The sequence below is a fragment of the Leifsonia poae genome (genome assembly GCF_027921845.1).
GTDB lineage: Bacteria > Actinomycetota > Actinomycetes > Actinomycetales > Microbacteriaceae > Leifsonia > Leifsonia poae.
In genome coordinates, this window is sequence record NZ_BSEN01000015.1 from 243987 (window position 1) to 265139 (window position 21153).

Consider the following 21153-nt stretch of genomic DNA (forward strand, 5'->3'; position numbering starts at 1 on the left):
GGAGCTCACTTGCCCAGCGACACCTTGAGGTAGTTCGGGTACGCGGGGAACGAAGCGATGAAGAAGTTCTGCACGTTCGAGCCGCGGAGGAACGACTGCTTGGTGTAGGTCAGCGGCACGACGGGCGAGTCCTGCATGATCCGCTTGTCGGCCTCGGCCCAGAGCGTCTGCGCCTTCTCCTGGTCCACCTCGCCGGTCGCCTTCGCGATCAGCGCGTCGACCTCGGGGCTGGAGTAGCGTGCGACGTTGTAACCGCCGCCACCGATCTGGCTCGAGTCGAACAGCGGCTGGATGTTGCTGTTCGCGCTCGGGAAGTCGGCCTGCCAGTAGCTCAGGTTCAGGTCGTAGTTCGCCGTGTCGGCGGTCGAGTCGGCGTAATAGGTGTTCGAGTCCTCGGGCTTGAGGGTCACCTTGATGCCGGCACGCTCGATGCCCTGCTGGAGGGCCTGAGCCTGCGCGAGCGACGCGGAGTCGTTCTGCGTGAGCAGCGTCAGGTTGAGGTCGGTGGAGTGACCGGCCTCCTTGAGCAGCGACTTCGCCTTGGCGACATCACCGTCGGCGCCGGCCGGGTACAGGTCGTAGTCGACGCGCCCGGGGATTCCGGGGGTGATCAGCGTCGTCGCGGCCGTCGCGGTCTTCGCGCCGCCGGTGGCGATGATGAACGCCTTCTTGTCGACCGCGTACTGGATGGCCTGACGAACCTTGAGGTCCTTGAGCGCACCCTTCTGCGTGTTCATCGCGAGGTAGCCGAGCGGGCCCGCCTTGGAGGTCGCGACACGCGACTTCACCGACGGGTTCTTGTCGACCTGGGCGAGCTGTGCGGCACCGAGGTACTGGGCGCCGAACGAGTTCTTCGCGTCACCGATGTCGGCGATCAGCGTCTGCGCGGCGGTGCCGGCGTCCTGGCTCATCTTGAACACGACACTGTCGGGTCCTGCCGTGCGCACCGAGTCGGTCGAGGCCGACCAGTTCGGGTTGCGCACCAGAGTGAGCGCGGTGCCCTGCTGGTTGGTCTTGACCTTGTACGGTCCGCTCGCCACCGGGTTCTGGCCGTAGGTGCTGGGGTTGTCCTTCGCCTTGGGAACGGGCGCGAACGCCGGCATGGAGGCGATCCACGGCCAGTCTCCGTAGGAGCTGGTCAGGTGGAAGACGATGGTCTTGTCGTTCGGGGTCTCGATCGAGGCGAGGTCGCCTCCGCTGTACGGTCCCTTGTACGCGGCGCCCCCGACCAGGAGCGACTTGTGGTAGCTGAGGCCGCCGGAGAGCTCAGGGGCGAAGGACCGCTCGACACCGTACTTGATGTCGGCCGAGGTGATCGGCGAGCCGTCGGAGAGCTTGAGGCCGTCCTTCAGGGTGTAGGTCCAGGTCTTGCCGTCGTCACTCGGCGTACCGGTGGTCGTGGCGAGGTCGGGGACGACCTTGGCGGGAGCATCCGGGCTGATCTGCCAGGTGGTGAGGCGGCGCTCGATGAGGCCGAGGGTGGTGATCGCCAGGTTCTGGCTCTTCGCCGGGTCGAGGTCGATCTGGGTCTGCTGGGTCAGGATCGTGAGCGTGCCGCCCTTGGTGGTGGCGCTGGTGGATCCGCCGGAGCTCGAGGACGCCGCGGTGCAGCCGGTGAGTACCAGGGCTGCCGCGACGGCGAGCGCGCCGACACTTCTGAGATGTTTCATAACTGTGAGGCCTCTTTCGTGGTTCGAATCACCCAACGCATGCGGACGCCGGCATGTTCCCGATGGTCGGCGGGAGCGTGGCGCACAAGCAACGATCCTCTCCCCGAAGGGCCCACAAATCCAATTCGTGACGTTGTGTGGCGCGGGGGATCGTCGTTGCGGGTCAGCTTCCGGGGGATTCTGTAGACGTCGCCACAGGTTGTCTTTCCGCCACGGAGTGTGCTTGTTTCGACGTTCGGGACGATCGAGCCGGCGGGTTCTGTCGAACAATCTCCTGAGAACCGCGGCGCAGCAACAGACGAGAAGTGCTCGCGGCAATTCCGCCGGCCGTCTGAGCGATCACGCGTCCCGGCGAGGGAGCCTGTTCTGCGGCCGAGTCGTAGCGAGCGTGTAGCGTTTGGGGCCCCTTCACCCGGCCCATTTGCGGAACAGGTATACGGGAATCCCGTGCTCAACTTGCTGTTGACAACATGGCCCTCACTTTGCGGTTCGGGCGCGTTTCGGCGAGCGACCGGCTTACGGGTACTCGAAAAGGGCGCGGCGTGAGAAGCTTTCGTTCGTGTCATTTGCACTGTTCACGCCCGTCGAGGCGTTCGAGGCTGGGCACGCGTTTACGTGGTTCTCAGCGGCTGAGGATACTGCTTCGCTCGCGGCGGAGGCGCGATCCGATGGCTCTCTGCGTCTCTGGCAAGCCGCACTTGCCTACGTGACGAATTGGCCCCCGTCGTTTGTTGACCCCTCTAAAAGCGGCGCGACTCCTGCAGAGAACCCGCGCGAGTTGACGGTGTCGGAGGGACTAAAGGTTTTCATCGCGTTCCTCGATGCGTACAACCGATTGTCGGTAACCGAAACGGTGCTGTTCACCAGCTACGTCGACGGCGACCCTGCTGCGTGGCCGGAATGGCTCCTCGCTCTCGAAAATTCCTACTAGACGCAGGTTGCGCGCGGATGTCTATTCGGATGGCGCCGGTTGGGGTGCCGGCCCTTCTGCAGAAAACAGAACTTGACGCGCGCGAAGGAGATCTCGCCCGTCAAACTCGCGCGGGTGTAGCCAGACGTCGTCGACCACGATACCGCCGCCCATTCCGCCTGGAATGCCGCTCCCCACCGGCAGATGCTCAATGTTCACTCCGAGCGAGGTCGGGTCGTCCCACACTGTGGCGTCCAGCTCTGCCGCGAGCCGCGCAAGAGCCTCGCCGTTGCAGCGAACCAGACGGAGCGGCACGCTCAGGTAGATCGTGCCTCCGTCGTCTCCCGAAATCACGACTGCGGCATCCGGGTCACTGCGCGCTTCCGTCCACGATTGATAGATCGCGCTTCCGTCCACGATTGATAGATACGGACTTGGCGCCCTTGGCTCTCCGCGATCAACATGCGAAGAGACGATGTCGGGAGGTCCTCTTCGGTCATAACAAGACGCTATCGCTGGACGAAGGAGTCTCGGTAGACCATCGGGTATGACGCGCAAACGTCGGACTGTTCATGGGGCCCATGCAGCGCTGCTCGCCATGGCCCGACCGCAAACCGATCGCTCTACGGGGCCGGGCAGAGAGTCGGCCCCTGACCCCAAGAATGGGACTGAACTCTATCATGGCTGCTTGTAAGGATTGATCCTGTGAATCTGAGCGATCAGCTGGATCGTCTTGACGGACTTCTTGCATTGCGGCAATGGGGACCCGGCGTTTTCTCTCCTCCCGCGACCTCCCAGCAGTTAGCTGATTTGCGTGATGCGGTCGCGCCGATGGAGGTTCCGCACGATGTTGTCACGCTGTATATGTGGCACAACGGCTGCAAGCTTCCGTTCCTCGATGGTTACGGACTCCGACCCATTGAAGGCGTGATCGCTGACCGCCCCTTCGAGATCGGCGAACTTGAAGCGCCTCCCGCCCTCCTCTATCTGAGCGAACAGCCCGGAGGCGCGGGAACTCGAGTAGGGGTGACACTGGACGTTCCTGGTGAGAGGTCACTGCGCGGTGTGTGGGCGGTCGAGACCCACGATGCACACGCGAGGCGGCAGAACGATGACCTCGCGAGCGCGATCGCGTCGCTTGCCGACCTTATCGAGGATCTCGACGTTGAACTCGACCCTGTTAGGTTGTGGCACGAACCGGGGCCTTGGCCGCTGCCCTTCAAGGACGTCGAGTATCGTCTCCGGTACAGTCCGGATGCGTTCACGTGGCCCAACCCTCCGGTCGGCACCTATATTTCACGTTTTCCCGACAGCTCATGGCCACGCCAATGGACCCGATCGCTCGAATACCGGTAAAGATCCCTCAGCGTACCGGGTGAGTAACGGGGCTTGAACCCGCTACCTCCCATGCGAACGCCTCCGCAAGCGGATCCGCTATCGGGACGGCTTGCACGTCGGCGCGCGAGCCGCGTACGGACAGCATAAATCTGCAGGCGAAAACCACTTGAGGGGCAGCTAATTGGGACGATCTGCTGGGGCGCCGACAGAGTCCGGACCGAGAGCGGATCCCGTGTCCTCGCCTGCGGCCTCGCCCTTCAGCTCGACGATGATCGTGCGGGTGGGGGAGTCGCCCGTGTTCTCTCCCGCGTGGCGCTGGGCTCCGAGCCAGACGGCGCGTCCGGCGGGCAGCTCGACGTCGACCGCGCGGCCGCCGGAGAACAGTCGGCGTCGGAAGCCCGTCAGGGTCACCATGACGCTGTTCGGATGGTGGTGCGGCGTCGTGGCCTCGCCGGGCTCGTCGTGGTATTCCAGCACGCGCACGAGGTCGTTCTCCCACAGCACGGAGTAGTGGTCGGGATTCGTCACCGTCGGGTCGTCGTCGCCCATGGCCCGACCATACGCCGATGGGCCACCGGGCGAGCGGGTAGTTGCCCTTTGTAAACAGCATGTGAAGTTCGGTGTCCTCCGCCCGACAGCGCGGCGTCGCGCTCCTAGGCTGCGTGCATGACGAACGCTCCCACGATGGAAACCGAGCCGGCCCGCACGCCGCGCACCAGCGCCGCCAGTATCGAGTCGGGCGGCATCGAGGCGATCCCCGCCGAGCGCAGGCACGGCTCTCCGTGGCAGCTGATGGCGACCTGGACGGCGCCGAACCTCGAGTTCGCGACCATCTTCGTCGGCGTCATCGCCGTTGCCTTCTTCGGGCTCGGCTTCTGGCAGGCGATGCTCGCGCTCGTGATCGGTACAGCTTTCGGGGCCGCATCGCAGGGCATCCTGTCGACGTGGGGGCCGCGAGAGGGTCTCGCCCAGATGGTGATCGGCCGCACGGCCTTCGGCAACCGCGGCAACATCCTCCCCGCCGCGCTCAACACGGTGATGGCCGGGCTCGGCTGGTTCGCGGTCAACTCCGTCAGCGGGGCGTTCGCGCTCGCGACGCTCACCGGGATGCCGACGGTGCTGGCGCTGCTCATCATCGTGGTGATCGAGGTGGTGGTCGCCTTCATCGGCCACGATCTCGTTCAGCTCTTCGAGCGCTACGCGACGTACGTCCTGGGCGCCATCTTCCTGGTGGCCACCGTCACGATCTTCCTGCACGCGAACCTCGCCGGGCCGGTGAAGGGCGGCGGCTTCAGCTTCGCCGGCTTCACCCTCACGGCGGCGGCCGCGTTCGGCTATGCGGCGGGCTGGAACCCGTACGCCTCCGACTACAGCCGCTACCTGCCGGCGAACACCAGCACGAAAGCGATCGCCTGGGCCGCCGGGCTCGGCAATTTCGTCGGCTGCATCGTGCTCATGGCGGCCGGGGCCGCTGCTGCCACGATCGCCGGCTTCAACCCGGACGATCCCACCGCGTCGTTCACGGCGAGCATGCCTGTCGTCGTCCGCGATCTCACCCTGCTCGCCATCGCCGTCGGCGCGATCGCGGCGAATGCGCTCAACATCTATTCGGGCGCGATGTCGTTCCTGGCCGCCGGGATCAAGATCCCGTTCGCGCTGCGGCGCGCCATCGTCGCCCTCGGATTCGGCGTCATCGGGTTCTTCATCGCCTGGAGCGCCCTCGCCGACGCCGGGACCAAATACGAGAACTTCCTGCTCGTCATCGCCTACTGGATCGCACCGTGGCTGGGGATCGTGCTCACCGACCGCGTGCTGCGACGGGGCACGGAGATCGCCAGCCTGGTGCCCGCGCACGCCAGGTACCGCAACCCGGCCGGGGTGATCGCGCTCGTGGTGGCGGGATTCCTGTCGATCTGGCTGTTCTCGAACCAGACGTTCTACACCGGGCTGCTGGCGAAGGCGGCGCCGATCGGCGATCTCACCCCGCTGGTCGGGTTCGTGCTGGCGGCCCTGCTCTACTGGGGGCTGTTCCGGCTATTCAAGCCGGCCCTCGGCGCTCCGCTCTCGCAGCGTCCGGCCGACGTGATCGGGGTCGACGCGGCGGACGACGTCGCATGACGACCGACGCGGAGCTGCTGGCCGTTGCTGCCGAGGAGGCGAGGATCGGCGCAGAGGAGGGCGGCATCCCGATCGGCGCGGCGCTGTTCACCCGCGACGGACGTCTGCTCGGGCGCGGCCACAACCGCCGCGTTCAGGATGGCGACGCATCCATGCACGCGGAGACGAACGCCTTTCGCGCGGCCGGTCGCCAGCGGAGCTACAGGGACACCGTGATGGTCACCACGCTCTCACCGTGCTGGTACTGCTCCGGGCTCGTGAAGCAGTTCGGCATCGGCCGGGTGATCGTCGGCGATGACCAGAGCTTCCTCGGCGGTCAGCACTGGCTGGCCGAGCACGGCGTGGAGGTGACCGTGGTGAACGACCCCGCGCTCATCGCGACCATGGGAGCGTTCATCCACGACCACCCCGATCTCTGGAACGAGGACATCGGCGAGGAGTGAGCGGTCAGCCCTCCCAGGCGTCGACCTCGGCCAGCAGCTCGCGCTTGCGCTCGTCCGGAGCGAACGACGTCTCGAACGACGTGCGGGCGAAGCGCCGTGCCTCGTCCGAGGTCACGCCCAGCGCATCGCGCACCGCGACGAAATTGTCGCCGACGTAGCCGCCGAAGTACGCCGGGTCGTCGGAGTTCACCGTGACGCGCACGCCGGCGGCATCGAGCCGGCGCAACGGATGCTCGCCCAGGGTGTCGATCGTGCGCAGCCGCACGTTCGAGAGCGGGCACATGGTCAGCGCGATGCCCTCCGACGCCAGCCGGGCCACCAGCTCCGGGTCCTCGATGGCCCGGATGCCGTGGTCGATGCGCTCGGCGCCGAGCAGGTCGAGAGCCTGCCGGATGTATTCGGGCGGCCCCTCCTCACCCGCGTGCGCCACGACGTGGAGACCTTCGGCCCGGGCACGGGCGTAGACACCTTCGAAGAGCGACGGCGGATAGCCGACCTCGGCCGAGTCGAGGCCGACGCCGATGATGCGATCGGTGCGCCCGAGCGCCGCGCTGAGCGTGCGGTCGGCGTCGTCGACGGGCTGGTCACGGAGGAAGCTGAGGATGAGACCGCTGGAGATGCCGAGGTCGCGCTCCGCGTCGTCGAGGGCGGCGCCGATCCCGTCGATCACCGTCTCGATCGGGACGCCGCGGGCGGTGTGCGCCTGCGGATCGAAGAACAGCTCGACGTGCCGGAGGCCCTGCGACGACGCCTTCGCGAGATACCGCCGGGTCAGCTCGGCGAAGTCGGCCTCGGTGCGCAGCACATCCATCGTGGCGTAGTAGAGGTCGAGGAACGACTGGAGGTCGCTGAAGTCGTAGTGGCGTTCGAGCTCGTCGACCGAGGCGTACGGGAGGGGGATCTCGTTGCGGGCGGCCAGCTCGAACGCGAGATCCGGCTCGAGGGTGCCCTCGATGTGCAGGTGCAGCTCGGCCTTCGGGAGGGCGAACAGGGCGTCGTCGGAGGGCGCGGGGAGCGAATCGGTCATGCGTCGATCCTCCCACCGCCCGGCGTCGGTGAATCCATCGGCAGGCGGATGCGTGCGCGCTCGCGCCTGCGTAGCGTCGATGGCATGTCCCGACGATCCGCGCGCCGCATCCGCCTCGCTGTCGCCGCGGCGGTCATCCTGCTCGGCGGCCTGGCCGTGCACGTGTTCGCGATCGGAGCTGTCGGCGCTTTCGTGGCGGACGCCCTCTACGCGAGCTTCGTGGCGGTGCTGATCGCGATCGTGCTGCCCGCTGTGCGCATCGGGATCGCTCCGGCGATCGCCCTCGTCGTCTGCGCGGCGATCGAACTGTGGCAGCTCACACCGGTGCCCGCCGAACTCTCGCGCACCGTTCCCGGTGCTGCACTCGTCGTCGGGTCGACCTTCTCCTGGATCGATCTGGTCGCCTATGCGGTCGGTGCTGCGGCCGCCGTTCCGATCGAGGTGTGGTCGCGCAGGGCTAGCGCAGCTGCAGCAGGATCTTCCCGAGGTGGCGCGACGACTCCATCCGCAGATGCGCCTGCGTCGCGTCCTCGAGAGGGAAGACCGAGTCGATGACAGGTCGGATGCGTCCCGCCGCAAGGTGCGGCCAGACGTTCTCCCGCACGGAGGTGATGATGGCAACACGCTCGGCGAGCGGCCGCGCACGCAGCGTCGTGCCCCAGATCTTCGCCCGCTTGTGCATCAGGCGGTTCACGTCGATCGTGCTCGGCTGGGCGCTGCGATTGGCGATCGACATCACCCGGCCACCCGTCGCCAGCGCCTCCAGGTCTCTGGCGATGTAATCGCCGCCGACGATGTCGAGCACCACGTCCACGCCGGTGCCATCGGTCTCCTGGCGCACGACTTCCACGAAGTCCTGCTCGCGGTAGTCGATGGCCACCTCAGCGCCGAGCTCGCGGCAGAACGCCACCTTCTCCGGGGTTCCTGCGGTCGCGAAGACCCGTGCGCCGAAGGTGACGCCGAGCTGGATCGCCATCGAGCCGATGCCGCTGGAGCCACCGTGCGCGAGCAGGCCGTCGCCGCGGAGCAGCCCGGCGCTCAGGAAGACGTTCGACCAGACGGTGGCCACGACCTCGGGGAGCCCGGCCGCCTCGACCAGGTCGACGCCCGGCGGCACCGGCAGCACCAGTCCCGCGTCGACGGTGACGAACTCGGCGTAGCCGCCACCCGGCAGCAGCGCGCAGACGAGGTCGCCGGCCGACCATTCGGTGACGGACGATCCGGTGCCGACGATCTCTCCCGAGACCTCGAGGCCGGGCCACTCCGGCGCGCCAGGAGGCGACGGGTAGTACCCGCGGCGCTGCGAGATGTCGGCGCCGTTGAGGCCGGCCGCGGCGACCCGGATGAGCACGTCGCGGTCTCCCGGCACCGGTTCGGCGACCTCCGTCATGGTCAGAACGTGCGCGTCGCCGGGCGTCGGCACCGTGATCGCGCGCATCAGCGGCCAGCCTGCGGTTCCACGGTCGCGCGGCGCGACAGCACGTCTCGGATCTTCACCTTGTTCGTGTACTCGATCGATCCGTAGCGGAACAGCCGGACGGCGATACGCAGCACGATCGCCGACAGGATGAACAGCTCGAGGATGATGATGATCGCCTGCCAGAGAGGCAGCGTGCCGAAGGCGTTCAGGATCAGCGCCGTGACCGGTGCCGTGTACGGGAAGTAGGCGAGCACCTGCACGATCGGCGAGTCGGGCGAGCTCACCGCGAATCCGGATGCGTACAGCGGGATGACGATCGAGAAGATCACGACCGAGAAGACGGGAGCGGCGTCTTTGGCCGTCGGCATCACAGCGCCGACCGCCACCAGCGTGCCGGTGAACAGGGCGAAACCGCCGATCAGGATGAGTACGCCGACGATCATCTTCTCGGGCTCGAACACGAGCCCGGAGAGCGCGAGCTCGGGGATCGACAGCTGCGAGCGGAAGAACACGTATCCGATCAGCACGGGCAGGGAGAAGACGATCATCTGGATGATGCCGATCATGAAGAGCGAGATCACCTTGCCCACGAGCAGGCTCGTCGGATTGATCGTGGTCAAAATCATCTCGGTGACCCGGTTCTCCTTCTCCTCGAGGGTCGAGTTCAGCATCTGGTTGCCGAGGAACACGATGACGATGAAGAAGACGAGCACGAAGAAGAGCGCAGGGATGATCGCCTCGAAGCCGGGCGCGACCGCGCCGTCTTTGAACGTGACGGTCGTCGTCTGCACCTGATCGCGCAGCACGGCGACGTACACCTTCGAATCGACCCGCTCCTGCACGCTCGCCGACAGCACGGCCTGGGCGACCGACGAGTACTTGCCGTTGGCGAAGAGCCCGGCGTCGGCGCCGTAGACCTTCACCGTCTGCGTCGCAGGATCGGCCGGGTACGCGAAGAACGCCTCCGAGTCGCCGTTCTTCACCGCAGCCACACCGGCGGCCTCATCCGTGATCTGCTTGCCGCCCGCCTTGGTGGCGAGGGCGGGATCGACGAGGCCCGAGGCATCCGTGTAGACGAAGGTCACGCGTGCGTTCTTCTGGGCGTCGGCCGTGTTGGCGGTCGAGACGTTCGAGGCCACGATCAGAGTGATCAGCCCGATCATGACGATCGGGATGAAGAGCGTGATCGCCCAGAAGCGGCGCTTGCTGACCGTGCGGAGGAACTCGAACGAGATCACGGTTCCGAGGTTGTGCTGTGCCATGGTCAGTCCAGATCCCTGTTCTCGGCTCCGTAGACCTCGACGAAGATGTCGTCGAGGGATTTGCGGGTGGGGGCGAAGCGGGTGATGTCCAGGCCCGCGTCGACGAGCGTGCGCAGGATGGCCGCTGTGTCGGCGTCATTGGCGACCTCGAGCTGTGCGTGCCCGCCGGAATCCGAAAGGATCGCGTACTGGGGTGACGGCGGGATGGCACCGTCGTGATCGACGTGCACGATCGTGCCGCCGAACTGCTCCTGCACCTCGGCGACGGTGCCGTAGGCGCGGGCGCCGCCGTCTTTGAGCAGGATGACGCGATCGCAGAGGCGCTCGACCTCCTCCATCTGGTGGGTCACCATCATCACGGTCGAGCCGGCCTTCTTCTGCTCGTCGATGATGTCCATGAGCAGACGGCGGTTCACCGGGTCGAAGCCCTTGGTGGGCTCGTCGAGGATGAGCAGTTCCGGCTCGTTCATGATCGTGACACCGAGCTGCACTTTCTGCTGCTGACCGCCCGAGAGCTTGTCGAGGCGCACCTTCTCCTTGTCCCCGATCCCGACGCGCTCGAGATAGCCACGGGACCAGCGCCTCGCCTGCTCGGCGCCGAGGCCCTTGAGCTTGCCGAAATAGACCATGACGTCGATCACGGCCTCCTTCTTGTAGAGACCGCGCTCCTCGGGCAGGTAGCCGAGGCGTCCGCCGGCCTCCGGGGTGAACGGGCGCCCGTCGATGTGGAGGGTGCCAGCCGTCGGCTGGTAGATGCCGAGGAGGGCCCGGATGGTCGTCGTCTTTCCGGAACCGTTGCTGCCCAGGAACCCGAAGGTCTCACCGGCGTCGATGTCGAAGGAGAGGTCGCGGATGACCGTGGTGCGCCCGAAGTCCATGCGGAAGTTGGCGATGTGCACGAGGGGCGACGCGGAATTGGTGCTCACCGTCCCCAACCTATCGATCGGAGGGTTGCGGATGGAACTGTTGACACGCGTCTCGGCTCGGATTAGTGTATTCAACGTAACAGTTGATAAAGGAATTGATTGAATATGAATGACGGCGTGGAGACGGAGGCACGGCTCGACCGCGCGTTCCAGGCGCTGGCCGATCCGGTGCGCAGGGCGATGGTCGCCCGGCTGAGCCGGGGGCCGGCGACGGTGAACGAGCTGGCCGAACCGTTCGCGATCACCACGCAGGCGGTCTCGCGGCACATCCACGTGCTGGAGGAGGCGCAGCTCGTCACCCGCACCAAGGAGGCGCAGCGACGTCCGGTTCATCTGAACGCCGGCGCGCTCGAAGAGCTCACCGCCTGGATCGACCATTACCGCCTCATCCATGAACAGCAATTCCGTTCGCTGGACACCGTCCTCGCCGAGCTCGACGCGGAGCAGGGGGCGCCCGGCAATCGATCGCACAAGGAGAACAGATCATGAGCAATGCACTCACTGTCACTGCCCCCGAGGGGCTGCCGTTCGTCGACTTCGTGCGCGAATTCGACGCTCCCGTCGAGAAGGTGTTCCGCGCCCACAAGGACCCGGAGCTCTTCGCGCGCTGGCTCGGGCCGCGCGGCTACGACATGGACCTGGAGGAGTACGACTTCAGCACGGGAGGCGGCTACCGCTACATCCACCGCGACCCGTCCGGCGAGGAGTACGCCTTCCGCGGTGTCTTCCACGTCGTGCGCGACAACGAGTTCGCCATCCAGACCTTCGAGTTCGAGGGGTACCCGGATGTGGTGAGCATCGAGTCCATCACGTTCGAGCCGCTCGAGGGCGGCCGCAGCCGCCTCGTCGGACACGCGGTGTATCCGACGCTCGAGGCGCGGGACGGCATGGTCTCGTCCGGCATGGAGAAGGGAATGACCGACGGCTACCAGCAGCTCGACGAGGTGCTGGCCGCCTGACGCCGCCCGCCGACCGTCGGCTTCTGCTGCGCGCTCTCAGCTTCTGCTGCGCACCCTCAGGCGAGGGAGCGCAGCAGAGCCTCGTGCAGGAGGCCGTTGCTGGCCAGCGAGGATCCGTTGCCGGGGCCGGCATCGCCGTTCACCGAGGTGAAGCGTCCGCCCGCCTCCTCGACGATCGGGATGAGTGCGGCGAGGTCGTAGGTCTTCACGTCGAACTCGCCGACAGCATCGATCAGGCCCTCGGCGAGCATCATGTACGACCACATGTCTCCGTACGCCCGGTCGCGCCAGACCGCCCGGGTGAGGGCGATCAGCCGGTCGAGGTAGCCGGCGTCGTCCCACTGCGCGATGGACTGGAAACTGATCGACGCGTGCTCGAGGTCCGCGACCGCGGAGACGCGCATGCGGCGGGGGTCGCCGTCGTTCTCGGCCACCCACGCGCCGGACCCCGTCGCCGCCCACCATCGCTTGCCGAGCGCGGGGGAGCTGACGACACCCACGACAGGCACACCGTCGACAGCGAGAGCGATCAGCGTCCCCCAGACCGGGACGCCGCGCAGGTAGTTGGCGGTGCCGTCGATGGGGTCGATGATCCACTGGCGGGTCGCGTCACCCTCGACGCCGTACTCCTCGCCGAGGATCCCGTCATCCGGTCGATCGGTGGCGAGGACGCCCCGGATGGCGCGCTCCACGGCGAGATCGGCCTCCGTCACGTACGTGCGATCGGGCTTGGTGTCGATGTGCAGATCGAGCGCGCGGAACGTGTCGGCGGAGATCGCGTCCGCGGTGTCGGCCAGGCGCAGCGCGAGCGCGAGGTCGTCGGCGAACGGGGCGCCGGTGGCGATGGTGGCGGAGTCGGAAGTCACGGCTCCGAGCCTACCCAGCCGTCGTGAACGGGGGGTGCCCTCCGGGTGCAGAGCGTGTGTCCCGACGCGTCGCGACGGGCCCGGATGCTGAAGGATGCTCGATTGGCGAAGCGCGCGAATCTGATGCTAATGTTGAGCCTCGGTTCGGGTCACCGAAACGAAACGCACCTCTAGCTCAATCGGCAGAGCAACTGACTCTTAATCAGTGGGTTCTGGGTTCAAGTCCCAGGGGGTGCACCACCGAAGCCCGGCCGGATCATCGATCCGGCCGGGCTTTTCGTTGCGCTGCCGGCGGCAGTTTCCGTCTAAATGTACGGTGTGGTCCCGTTCAACCCTGCTTATTGCACAAATCGAAGACGTCCTGCGGTGCGCCCTTACGTCGCGACCGGCACGGACGAGAGTTGAATGGAGCCTGGAGGTGCGATGGTGGTGAGCGCGATGTGGTCGCGGGCGATCCTGTCGCACCGCAGCAGGCTCATGCACGACGTCCCGCGCCCGCCGTCGGACGGCGTCGTGCATGCCGGGGGGCCCGGCGGTGAACGGGTGCTGCTGATCGGCGGCGGGCCGGCCGTCGGATGGGGTGTTCTGACGCACGAGGTCGCCCTCGCGGGCCATCTGGCCCGGCGCGTTGCGCGGGACCTCGACTCCGGGGTCGACGTCGTCGTGCACGCCGACCCCCGGATGCTGGCGCGGGACCTTCCCGACGCGCTCGAGCACCTCGACGACCTGTCCTCCTTCAGTGCGGCAGTGATCACGGTCGGCGTCAACGATGCGCTGACGGCGACAGCCACCTCGGCGTGGACGACGAGCCTCCGCCGCGCGCTGGGTGTCTTGGAGGCCTCCGGAATCGATCCGGCTCGCGTCGTGCTGCTGGGAATCCAGACGGTATCGACGATACCGACGTACGCAGGTCGGGTGGGGGCGAGAGCGGACCGCCACCGGAACCGCCTCAACGCCGCGTCGTCGCGGTTGCTCTCGAGAGCGGGCTGCGCCCGGCTGGCCATGCTGAGCGATCCACAGCCGGGTACGGATCGCTATCGCGATTCGACCGTATACGCGCAGTGGGCGGGCGACCTCGCTCCGGCCGTGGTCGCAGCGCTGCGCGACCATCGGCAGGCCATCGCGCCATCGGGCGACGACGGTCGCGCCCGGATCCAAGACCTGCTGACGCACGCCCAGGTGTCGGGGGATACCTCCATCGAGGCGGTGCTCGTCGACGTCCAGGCGCATTTCCGCGCGTCCTGGGCGGGACTGGTCGTGGTGGACGAGCGCGGAGAGCGCACCGTCGTCTCGTCGGGCGCCAGGCCCCTCCCGGATCCCGGCGTGCTCGCGCGCAACGCGTCGCAGATGGCCGGCCCCATCGTCGTGTACGACGCCCGGCGCGACGAGCGCACCCGCGCCGATCCGATCGTGTACAACGGCGGCCCGCAGTTCTTCGCGGCGATGCCGGTCGAAGCGCTGGAGCACGAGCGGATCGGCGCCCTCTGCGTGGCCGACCCCGACGTCAGGACCGTGATCGATGTCGACGTCACGGTGCTGCGTGACGCGGCGCGCCGCATCCAGGCGTACCTGCGCTCGGCGGCCTCACGCGACCGTTGACAGCCCTCGCTACCGCTTCCGCCACCGCCACCGGTTCCGCCACCGCCGGAATCGTCAGTCGTCGGCGATGACCGAGAAGTCCTCCTCGCCGTGTCCGGATGCGATCGCGCGGTCGAGGGCGTCGGCGACCAGGGCGACCGCCGGAAGCGGCTTGACGCTGGTCGCGAGCATCAGGCGGGTGTCCTTCGCCAGCAGCGCCGCCGAGAACTGCGTGTCGTCGAAGGACCGCCCCACGACGGTCGGACCCTTCATCGCGGCGACGGGGGCGAGCGCGGTGATCCCCAGCGTCTCCAGCACCTCGTTCGGGCTCAGGCCGCCGGCTTCGCCGAGGCGGAGCGCCTCGATCAGCCCTTCGATCGAGACCGCCAGGGCGAGGTTCGCCACGAGCTTGCCGGCGGCGGCCTTGGCGGGGGAGTCGAGCATCCGGAGCTTGTTGGGGTCGGCCCAGAGCGAGACGATCGTGCGAGCGTCACGTGCGGCGTCGTGCTCCCCGCCCACCAGCACGCCGAGGGCGGCGGCACGGGCCGGCGCGAGCGAGCCGATCACGGGTGAGTGCACGTAGCGGATGCCCTGCTCACCGGCCCAGGCGGCGAACTCCTCTGCGTCGGCGGGGGCGACCGTCGTCACGTCGATCCAGAGCGCTCCGTCGGCGAACGGCAGGCCTGCACCGGTGATGACTTCCCTCACGGTGTCCGGTCCGAAGAGCGCGGAGACGACGGTCTGCGCCCCATCGACCGCCTCGGCGGCCGTCGAGGCGACCGTCGCGCCGCGACGGCCGATCACCGCGGCGGGTTCGGGCGAGCGATTCCACACGGTCACCGAGTGGCCGGCGTCGATGAGGTGGGGGACGAGCTCGCGACCCATACGGCCGAGTCCGAGAAAGGCGATGTTCATGTCTCCACTCTGCGCCGATCGGCGCCGGGAGGGAAGACGTCAGCGCTCGGCCGGTGTCAGCGAGGCGCGTGCCCGGGCGAGCATCCGGCGCTCGGCGGCGTTGTCGGTGCGTGCGATGGCCTCGTCGTACTCGGCGGCGGCCTCGGTCCTGCGACCAAGGCGGCGCAGCAGATCGGCACGGATGCCGTGCAGCAGATAGAACGTCTCGAGGCTTCCGGTCGTCCCGGTCAGGGCATCGACGACCGCCAGGCCGGCCGCCGCGCCCTGCGCCTCGCCGACGGCGACCGCACGGTTGAGTGCGACCACCGGGGTGGGCTGCACGGCGTGCAGCTGGTCGTACAGCGCCACGATCTGCGCCCAGTCGGTCTCCGATGCCCGGGGCGCCGAGCTGTGCACCGCCTGGATCGCCGCCTGCAGCTGGTACGGCCCGGGACGATCCCGTCGCAGGCACCACCGCACCAACGCCAGTCCCTCGTCGATCAGAGCCCGATCCCACAGGGCCCGATTCTGATCGGGCAGCAGCACAGGGTCGCCGTCGGCACCCACCCGTGCGCCACGTCGGGCGTCGATCAGCAGGAGCAGCGCGAGAAGGCCGGCCGCCTCCTCTTCGTCGGGCATCAGCTCGAGCAGCAGGCGCGCGAGCCGGAGGGCCTCTGCGCAGAGCTCGTCGCGCACGAGGCGCTCGCCGCCGGTCGCCGTGTAGCCCTCGCTGAAGATGAGGTAGACCACCGCGAGCACCGAGCGCAGGCGGTCGGGGAGGTCGGCCTCACGGGGGACGCGGTACGGGATGCGCGCATCCCGGATCTTGGCCTTGGCACGCGACAGGCGCTGCCCCATCGTCGCCTCTGGCACCAGGAACGCGTGCGCGATCTCCGTCGTGGTCAGGCCGCCGAGCATCCGGAGGGTGAGCGCGACACGCGATGCGGGCGCCAGTGCAGGGTGGCAGCAGGTGAAGATCAGGCGCAGCCGGTCGTCGTCCACGGGTGACTCCGGGTCTGCGGATGCCGCAGCGGGCTCCGACTGCGCGTGCAGGAGCGCTGCCTCGGCGATGCGGTCGCGTCCCGTCGCCTCGCGCCGCAGGCGGTCGATCGCACGGCGGCGCGCCGTGGTGATGATCCAGCCGGCCGGGCTCGGCGGCAGGCCGTCGACCGGCCAGCGCTGCGCGGCGGCAGTGAAGGCGTCCTGCACCGCATCCTCGGCGATGTCGAGGTCGCCGAAAATGCGGCACAGCACGGCGACCGACCGGCCGTACTCGGAGCGGAAGACACCAGCGATCTCCGCCGGACCGACGCGCCCGCTCACCCGGCGAAGGGCCGCACCTCGATGGGGAGAGTGCTCGCGATCGCGACGCGACGGCCCCACTCGAGCGCAGCATCCAGGTCGGGCGCCTCGACGATCGTGAAGCCGCCGAGATGCTCCTTGCCCTCGGCGAACGGGCCGTCCGTCATCAGCACGTCGTCACCGTCGGGCCGCAGGACCGTGGCCGACGACGGCGGCAGCAGCCCGTTCGAGAAGACCCACGCGCCGGCGGCACGCATCGCATTGTTGACGTCCTCCAGGTCGCGGCCGATCGCCGCCAGCACGTCGGGCTCGGGAACCGGGCCGTCAGGCTGATACACGCTGAGCAGGTACTGCGTCATGATGTTCTCCGTTTCTCTCGTCTTCTACACGAACGGGAGCCGGTCTTTTCGACATCATGGCCCAGATCACTCGTTCGCGTGCAGCCGGGCGACCCCGATCTTCGAGTCGGCCATACCGTAGAAGACGAACAGCCGGCCGTCGACCTCCTCGATCGCGGTGGGGAAGACGACGTTCGGAACGATCCCGCTGCGCTCGTCTTCGGTCTCTGCGGCCAGCAGCGGTGCGCTGGTGCGGTCGAGCACCCGCCACGGCTCGTCGCCGTCGAGGATCATCGCTCCCGCGCCGTAGTTGACGTTCTGCTGCTGGGCCATCGAGTTCGTGATCACGCCGGTGACGCCGTGGTGCAGCAGCAGCCAGCCCTCCTCGACACGGATGGGAGCAGGACCCGCCCCGATCTTGAGCTCCTCGAACGGATACTCCGGACCGGCGAGGAAGCGGTTCTGGCGCCAGCGCGCGAGCTCCCGATCGTCGGAGAGCACGGCATCGAGCGGCACGAAGGCGATCCAGATGCTCGGGCGCGACTCGGCCACGGTGGCGGGGGGACGGTTGCCCTCGCCCGGCCGCACCTCGCCGAGCTCCCACACCGGCCGGTGCAGCACGGCGAGGCTGAGCGTGCCGTCGGGTGCGGTCACCGGCTCGGGAAAGAACACCGTGTCTTTGTTGTGATAGAGCCCGAGGTCGACGCCGAGCTCGTCGTCGTACTCGAAGGTGACCGGCCCCAGGCGACGCCATTCGCGCAGGTCCCGCGACGTGGCGACGGCGGTCCGGGGGCCGAGGGGGCCGAAGGCGACGTACGTCATCACGTGGAGTCCGATAGCCGGGATGAACGTGACGCGCGGGTCTTCGACTCCCGAATTCGACGCGCCGATCTCCCACTCCCGCTCGGGTTCGAGCACGATCGCCTCGCGCTCGACCGATACCGGCACTCCGTCGTCGACGACGACGCGCGCCAGCCCGACCCGCGACACATTGCCATCGGCCACGAGACGCGGCAGTAGGTACAGCTCACCGTCGGGACCGCGGCCGCTGGCCGGGTTGAGCACCCCTTCCACCTCGAGCGGGTTGCCGGGCTCGGGGACCATCACGACTCCGGCCCTGGTCAGTGCGTAGGGGAAGTTCTCTGGAGTGCTCATGCCGTCGGTGCTTTCGGTGTCGGTTCTGTCGATCGGTAGAAGTACATCTCGCGCACGCCGCGCGGTGCATCCCAGCCCTGGGCGAAGGCCCAATCGCCGTCGATGCGCTGCAACCCGCCCCAGGAGAGCGAGCCGCCCCGGTGCACGGCGAGCTGCCGGTACGGGTCGGAGGTGGAGTAGAGGGCCTGGGCCGCGGCGAATTCGCCGTCGGCGTCGCCGTAGAAGAAGTCGAGCACGAGGTCGTCGCCGACGACTGCAGCGCAGGCGACTTCGTGCAGCGAGCCGCCGAGATCGAGGAGATCCAGGTAGGGCTGCTCCTCGAAGCGCCACGAGAGCAGGTCGTCCGAGTGCCCGACCATGGGCCGTCCCCCGCAGCCCTCCGACAGGAACATCAGGTACTCGCCGCCGATGCGCACGGCATTGCCGGCCCCGTCTCGCGGGATCACCGCGCCTTTCGCCCAGTACTGCGACACCTCGTACGGCACGACGAGACCGCTCTTCTCCCAGTGCTCGAGATCGTCGGAGACGGCGGCCATGATGTCGCAGGCGACCTCGCCGGTCTCGGGCAGGCGCCAGATGGCGTTGTAGAAGAGCACGTACCGCCCGTCGATCCGGTAGACCTTGGGGTCTTCGCAGCCGAGGACTTCGTTGGCTTCCGTGGGGTAGATCACCGGGTTGGCGGGGGAGTCCCGCCAGACGCCCTCGCGCCGCACGGCATGCCCTATGCGGCTGGAGGTCGACTCCTTGCGCGGCGAGGCGCGGTAGAACAGGTGAAGCTCCCCGTCGCGCTCGATCACCGTCGGGTTGAAGATCGAGTCGCTGGTCCAGCCGATGCCGGTCGGGTCGTCCCACTGCCCGTCAAGACGGAAGGTGAGCGACTCGTCCCTGGCGAATGGGCCGATCGCCCAATCCGGCCGATCGGGGTAGTGGGCAGAGAACTGGTCGGTCGAGATCCGGTCGGTGAGCGCGTTGGTGTGCTGCAGCGCTTCGCGGTAACTCGCGCGCAGATCGTCCGTGCTGACGGCTGACATTGTCCTCATCCCTTGACGCCCGACCCGATGTCGGTCGATGTGAAGTACCGCTGGAAGGCGATGAACAGCACCACCACGGGCGCTGCCAGTACGACTGCGCCGGCGAGGATCGCGCCGTACGGGTTCGTCGACGACGCCGCGACCGTGCTGATGTAGTTCGCCAGGGAGACGGCGAGCGGCTGCATGCTCGCCTCCTTCGTGATCAGGAACGGCCAGAGGAACTCGTTCCACGGACCGATGAAGGTCAGCAGCAGCACCGTGACCAGGGCGGGTCGCACGAGCGGGAGCGCGATGCGCCGGAGCACCGCGAACTCACCGGCGCCATCGATGCGCGCGGCATCGAAGAGCTCCTTCGGGATCTGCAGGAAGTACTGCCGGAAGATGAGCACCGCCGTCGAATTGATCGCGAACGGCAGGATCATCCCGAGATAGTTGTCGGCGAGTCCGTAGTTGCGCGCGATCAAAACGTAGAGCGGCACCATCAGCAGCTGGAACGGCACGACCTGCACCAGGAGCGCCAGCGCGAAGGTCGTACCGCGCCCGCGCCACTGCAGGATCGACAACGCGTAACCCGCGAGCATGCCGAACACCACGGTGCACAGGATCACGCCTCCCGTGAAGATGCCCGAGCTGATCAGGCCGGTGCCGAGGTTGATGCGCTCGTTGATGTTGATGTAGTTGTTCACCGTGATGTTCGCCGGATTCGGGAACGCGCCGGCGACGGTCGTGTCGGGCGCCGCCTGCAGCGAGCCGACCACCATGTAATAGAACGGGAAGAGGAACGCGATCGCACCGATGGTGAGCACGATCCCCTGAAGCACGGCCTGCCCCCGGCTGAGCTGCCGTGGGGAGGACATGTCGACCTTGCGGCGCTTACGCGCGGGACGCCCGGACGAGGCCGGCGCAACGCGTGGGGTGGTGGCGGTCATGAGTTCCTCTCTCCCGCGAACCGATTCTGAAGGAAGGCGATGATCAGCACGAAGATCACGAGCACGATGCCGATGGCGGCCGCGTAGCCCGGATGTCCCTGCTGGATGCCCTGCTGATAGATGAGCAGCACGGGGCTGGTCGAGGCGCCGTTCGGTCCGCCACCGCCGGTCAGCAGGTACGGCTCGGTGAAGAGGTTCGCGCCGACGATCGTGGACAGCAGCAGCACGAGCACCGTCGCCGGGCGGACGCCGGGCACCGTGACGGAGAAGAACTGCCGTACGCGCCCGGCACCGTCGGTCGCGGCGGATTCGTAGAGTTCGGTCGGCACGTTCTGCAGCGCCGCCAGGTACAGCAGGATGTAGAAGCCGAGCTGCTTCCAGGTCACGTAGATCGCGATCATGGGCATCGCCCAGTACGGATTCACGAACCAGCTGGGGTTGGGGGCGAGCGGCCCGAGGATGTTGCTGACGAGGCCGTTCTCGTTGAACAGGAACAGCCAGACGCCGATGATCGCCACGCTGGCGGTCACGTAGGGCACGTAGTAGCTGACCCTCAGGAAGGTGCGGAAGCGCTTGATGCTGTTCAGTCCGCTGGCGAGCAGCAACGACAGGATCACCGTGAGCGGCACGTTGATGATCAAGAAGATGCCGACGTTGCCGAACGACTGCCAGACGGCGGGATCGGTGAAGGCGTTGACGTAGTTGTCGAAGCCGACGAACGGGCGGTCGACGTTCGCCCCGGGAGCCGCGAAGAAGTAGTCGAAGAACGACATGTAGATCGCGAACAGCAGGGGGTAGGCGAAGATCACGATCACGAAGATCAGATACGGGGCACTGAACAACCAGCCGAGCGGGTTCTTTCCGAAGATCCGGATGCGCAGCGGCTGATCAGTGCGTCGCTTCTTCGCGTCGCGTCCCTTGATGGGCCCGCCGGCGGCGGAGGAGTCGTGGCCCCCCGCCGCCGGCGTGGTGTTGACGGCGGTCATG

At 67.6% G+C, this 21153-nt stretch carries 23 protein-coding genes and 1 tRNA gene; 9 read left to right on the top strand and 15 right to left on the bottom strand.

What is annotated here, in order from left to right; all coding sequences use genetic code 11:
- Positions 1–5: 5 nt before the first annotated feature.
- Positions 6–1670, bottom strand: a complete 1665-nt coding sequence (locus PKE84_RS15890) for an ABC transporter substrate-binding protein (RefSeq protein ID WP_271178234.1) — start codon at positions 1668–1670, stop codon at positions 6–8.
- Between the two features lie 559 nt (positions 1671–2229).
- On the opposite strand from PKE84_RS15890, the gene PKE84_RS15895 reads away from it, so the two are divergent.
- Positions 2230–2601 carry a hypothetical protein gene (locus PKE84_RS15895; protein ID WP_271178235.1) on the top strand — a complete coding sequence of 124 codons (372 nt, stop codon included), beginning with the start codon at positions 2230–2232 and terminating at the stop codon, positions 2599–2601.
- A 21-nt stretch (positions 2602–2622) separates the two neighbouring features.
- Here the strand turns inward: PKE84_RS15895 and PKE84_RS15900 are convergent, their stop codons facing one another.
- On the bottom strand, positions 2623–2997 hold the full coding sequence (locus PKE84_RS15900; RefSeq protein ID WP_271178236.1) for a hypothetical protein: 375 nt from the start codon (positions 2995–2997) through the stop codon (positions 2623–2625).
- Between the two features lie 288 nt (positions 2998–3285).
- Here PKE84_RS15900 and PKE84_RS15905 point away from each other — a divergent pair, with 288 nt between their 5' ends.
- Entirely contained in the window at positions 3286–3936 is a 651-nt protein-coding gene (locus PKE84_RS15905; protein ID WP_271178237.1) for an SMI1/KNR4 family protein, read from the top strand.
- 159 nt (positions 3937–4095) lie between these two features.
- Here the strand turns inward: PKE84_RS15905 and PKE84_RS15910 are convergent, their stop codons facing one another.
- Complete coding sequence (locus PKE84_RS15910; RefSeq protein WP_271178238.1) at positions 4096–4467, bottom strand: cupin domain-containing protein; 372 nt, start codon at positions 4465–4467, stop codon at positions 4096–4098.
- A gap of 117 nt (positions 4468–4584) precedes the next feature.
- On the opposite strand from PKE84_RS15910, the gene PKE84_RS15915 reads away from it, so the two are divergent.
- Together PKE84_RS15915 and PKE84_RS15920 are read left to right on the top strand one after the other, a co-directional pair.
- The gene (locus tag PKE84_RS15915; protein WP_271178239.1) at positions 4585–6036 is read left to right on the top strand and encodes a purine-cytosine permease family protein; all 1452 of its coding nucleotides are present in this window, start codon (positions 4585–4587) and stop codon (positions 6034–6036) included.
- The gene (locus PKE84_RS15920) at positions 6033–6479 is read left to right on the top strand and encodes a nucleoside deaminase (RefSeq protein WP_271178240.1); all 447 of its coding nucleotides are present in this window, start codon (positions 6033–6035) and stop codon (positions 6477–6479) included. The genes PKE84_RS15915 and PKE84_RS15920 overlap by 4 nt, the downstream gene beginning before the upstream one ends.
- 4 nt (positions 6480–6483) lie before the next feature.
- On the opposite strand, the gene PKE84_RS15925 is transcribed toward PKE84_RS15920, so the two are convergent.
- Positions 6484–7506 (bottom strand): adenosine deaminase, encoded by a 1023-nt coding sequence (locus PKE84_RS15925; RefSeq protein ID WP_271178241.1) that lies wholly within the window; start codon positions 7504–7506, stop codon positions 6484–6486.
- 84 nt (positions 7507–7590) lie between these two features.
- Between PKE84_RS15925 and PKE84_RS15930 the strand changes: the two genes are divergently transcribed.
- Complete coding sequence (locus tag PKE84_RS15930) at positions 7591–8061, top strand: ribosomal maturation YjgA family protein (protein ID WP_271178242.1); 471 nt, start codon at positions 7591–7593, stop codon at positions 8059–8061.
- Here the strand turns inward: PKE84_RS15930 and PKE84_RS15935 are convergent.
- The 3 genes from PKE84_RS15935 to PKE84_RS15945 are packed head-to-tail and all read right to left on the bottom strand — an operon-like array spanning position 7964 to position 11066.
- On the bottom strand, positions 7964–8944 hold the full coding sequence (locus PKE84_RS15935) for an NAD(P)H-quinone oxidoreductase (RefSeq protein ID WP_271178243.1): 981 nt from the start codon (positions 8942–8944) through the stop codon (positions 7964–7966). The two genes, PKE84_RS15930 and PKE84_RS15935, sit on opposite strands and share 98 nt — an antisense overlap.
- Positions 8944–10188, bottom strand: a complete 1245-nt coding sequence (locus tag PKE84_RS15940; RefSeq protein WP_271178244.1) for an ABC transporter permease — start codon at positions 10186–10188, stop codon at positions 8944–8946. The genes PKE84_RS15935 and PKE84_RS15940 overlap by 1 nt, the downstream gene beginning before the upstream one ends.
- Before the next feature lie 2 nt (positions 10189–10190).
- Complete coding sequence (locus PKE84_RS15945) at positions 10191–11066, bottom strand: ABC transporter ATP-binding protein (protein WP_271178921.1); 876 nt, start codon at positions 11064–11066, stop codon at positions 10191–10193.
- Between the two features lie 153 nt (positions 11067–11219).
- Here PKE84_RS15945 and PKE84_RS15950 point away from each other — a divergent pair, with 153 nt between their 5' ends.
- Together PKE84_RS15950 and PKE84_RS15955 are read left to right on the top strand one after the other, a co-directional pair.
- Positions 11220–11603 (top strand): ArsR/SmtB family transcription factor, encoded by a 384-nt coding sequence (locus PKE84_RS15950; protein WP_271178245.1) that lies wholly within the window; start codon positions 11220–11222, stop codon positions 11601–11603.
- Positions 11600–12073, top strand: a complete 474-nt coding sequence (locus PKE84_RS15955; RefSeq protein ID WP_271178246.1) for an SRPBCC family protein — start codon at positions 11600–11602, stop codon at positions 12071–12073. The genes PKE84_RS15950 and PKE84_RS15955 overlap by 4 nt, the downstream gene beginning before the upstream one ends.
- Before the next feature lie 56 nt (positions 12074–12129).
- Here PKE84_RS15955 and PKE84_RS15960 read toward each other — a convergent pair whose 3' ends face one another.
- The gene (locus tag PKE84_RS15960; protein ID WP_271178247.1) at positions 12130–12939 is read right to left on the bottom strand and encodes an inositol monophosphatase family protein; all 810 of its coding nucleotides are present in this window, start codon (positions 12937–12939) and stop codon (positions 12130–12132) included.
- Between the two features lie 164 nt (positions 12940–13103).
- Here PKE84_RS15960 and PKE84_RS15965 point away from each other — a divergent pair.
- Positions 13104–13179, top strand: a tRNA-Lys gene (locus tag PKE84_RS15965).
- 165 nt (positions 13180–13344) lie between these two features.
- On the top strand, positions 13345–14538 hold the full coding sequence (locus PKE84_RS15970) for an SGNH/GDSL hydrolase family protein (RefSeq protein WP_271178248.1): 1194 nt from the start codon (positions 13345–13347) through the stop codon (positions 14536–14538).
- A gap of 54 nt (positions 14539–14592) precedes the next feature.
- Here PKE84_RS15970 and PKE84_RS15975 read toward each other — a convergent pair whose 3' ends face one another.
- From PKE84_RS15975 to PKE84_RS16005, 7 genes are all read right to left on the bottom strand, one after another.
- Positions 14593–15432, bottom strand: a complete 840-nt coding sequence (locus tag PKE84_RS15975) for an NAD(P)-dependent oxidoreductase (protein WP_271178249.1) — start codon at positions 15430–15432, stop codon at positions 14593–14595.
- A 39-nt stretch (positions 15433–15471) separates the two neighbouring features.
- Positions 15472–16734, bottom strand: a complete 1263-nt coding sequence (locus tag PKE84_RS15980; protein WP_271178250.1) for an RNA polymerase sigma factor — start codon at positions 16732–16734, stop codon at positions 15472–15474.
- The gene (locus tag PKE84_RS15985; RefSeq protein ID WP_271178251.1) at positions 16731–17072 is read right to left on the bottom strand and encodes a YciI family protein; all 342 of its coding nucleotides are present in this window, start codon (positions 17070–17072) and stop codon (positions 16731–16733) included. The genes PKE84_RS15980 and PKE84_RS15985 overlap by 4 nt, the downstream gene beginning before the upstream one ends.
- A gap of 66 nt (positions 17073–17138) precedes the next feature.
- Complete coding sequence (locus PKE84_RS15990) at positions 17139–18206, bottom strand: glycoside hydrolase family 130 protein (protein WP_271178252.1); 1068 nt, start codon at positions 18204–18206, stop codon at positions 17139–17141.
- Positions 18203–19237, bottom strand: a complete 1035-nt coding sequence (locus PKE84_RS15995) for a glycoside hydrolase family 130 protein (protein ID WP_271178253.1) — start codon at positions 19235–19237, stop codon at positions 18203–18205. The genes PKE84_RS15990 and PKE84_RS15995 overlap by 4 nt, the downstream gene beginning before the upstream one ends.
- A 5-nt stretch (positions 19238–19242) precedes the next feature.
- Positions 19243–20166: a carbohydrate ABC transporter permease gene (locus PKE84_RS16000; protein ID WP_373877157.1), complete on the bottom strand. Its 924-nt coding sequence runs from the start codon at positions 20164–20166 to the stop codon at positions 19243–19245.
- On the bottom strand, positions 20163–21152 hold the full coding sequence (locus PKE84_RS16005; protein WP_271178254.1) for a carbohydrate ABC transporter permease: 990 nt from the start codon (positions 21150–21152) through the stop codon (positions 20163–20165). Before PKE84_RS16005 ends, PKE84_RS16000 begins: the two co-directional genes overlap by 4 nt.
- Position 21153: the final 1 nt, after the last annotated feature.

What these genes read in the sequence shown, in the direction of transcription:
- PKE84_RS15890 (WP_271178234.1), bottom strand. Translation starts at nt 1,670, where the DNA reads ATGAAACATCTCAGAAGTGTCGGCGCGCTCGCCGTCGCGGCAGCCCTG.
- PKE84_RS15910 (WP_271178238.1), bottom strand. Translation starts at nt 4,467, where the DNA reads ATGGGCGACGACGACCCGACGGTGACGAATCCCGACCACTACTCCGTG.
- PKE84_RS15915 (WP_271178239.1), top strand. Translation starts at nt 4,585, where the DNA reads ATGACGAACGCTCCCACGATGGAAACCGAGCCGGCCCGCACGCCGCGC.
- PKE84_RS15920 (WP_271178240.1), top strand. Translation starts at nt 6,033, where the DNA reads ATGACGACCGACGCGGAGCTGCTGGCCGTTGCTGCCGAGGAGGCGAGG.
- PKE84_RS15925 (WP_271178241.1), bottom strand. Translation starts at nt 7,506, where the DNA reads ATGACCGATTCGCTCCCCGCGCCCTCCGACGACGCCCTGTTCGCCCTC.
- PKE84_RS15930 (WP_271178242.1), top strand. Translation starts at nt 7,591, where the DNA reads ATGTCCCGACGATCCGCGCGCCGCATCCGCCTCGCTGTCGCCGCGGCG.
- PKE84_RS15935 (WP_271178243.1), bottom strand. Translation starts at nt 8,944, where the DNA reads ATGCGCGCGATCACGGTGCCGACGCCCGGCGACGCGCACGTTCTGACC.
- PKE84_RS15940 (WP_271178244.1), bottom strand. Translation starts at nt 10,188, where the DNA reads ATGGCACAGCACAACCTCGGAACCGTGATCTCGTTCGAGTTCCTCCGC.
- PKE84_RS15945 (WP_271178921.1), bottom strand. Translation starts at nt 11,066, where the DNA reads ATGGACTTCGGGCGCACCACGGTCATCCGCGACCTCTCCTTCGACATC.
- PKE84_RS15950 (WP_271178245.1), top strand. Translation starts at nt 11,220, where the DNA reads ATGAATGACGGCGTGGAGACGGAGGCACGGCTCGACCGCGCGTTCCAG.
- PKE84_RS15955 (WP_271178246.1), top strand. Translation starts at nt 11,600, where the DNA reads ATGAGCAATGCACTCACTGTCACTGCCCCCGAGGGGCTGCCGTTCGTC.
- PKE84_RS15970 (WP_271178248.1), top strand. Translation starts at nt 13,345, where the DNA reads ATGGAGCCTGGAGGTGCGATGGTGGTGAGCGCGATGTGGTCGCGGGCG.
- PKE84_RS15975 (WP_271178249.1), bottom strand. Translation starts at nt 15,432, where the DNA reads ATGAACATCGCCTTTCTCGGACTCGGCCGTATGGGTCGCGAGCTCGTC.
- PKE84_RS15985 (WP_271178251.1), bottom strand. Translation starts at nt 17,072, where the DNA reads ATGACGCAGTACCTGCTCAGCGTGTATCAGCCTGACGGCCCGGTTCCC.
- PKE84_RS15990 (WP_271178252.1), bottom strand. Translation starts at nt 18,206, where the DNA reads ATGAGCACTCCAGAGAACTTCCCCTACGCACTGACCAGGGCCGGAGTC.
- PKE84_RS15995 (WP_271178253.1), bottom strand. Translation starts at nt 19,237, where the DNA reads ATGTCAGCCGTCAGCACGGACGATCTGCGCGCGAGTTACCGCGAAGCG.
- PKE84_RS16000 (WP_373877157.1), bottom strand. Translation starts at nt 20,166, where the DNA reads ATGACCGCCACCACCCCACGCGTTGCGCCGGCCTCGTCCGGGCGTCCC.
- PKE84_RS16005 (WP_271178254.1), bottom strand. Translation starts at nt 21,152, where the DNA reads ATGACCGCCGTCAACACCACGCCGGCGGCGGGGGGCCACGACTCCTCC.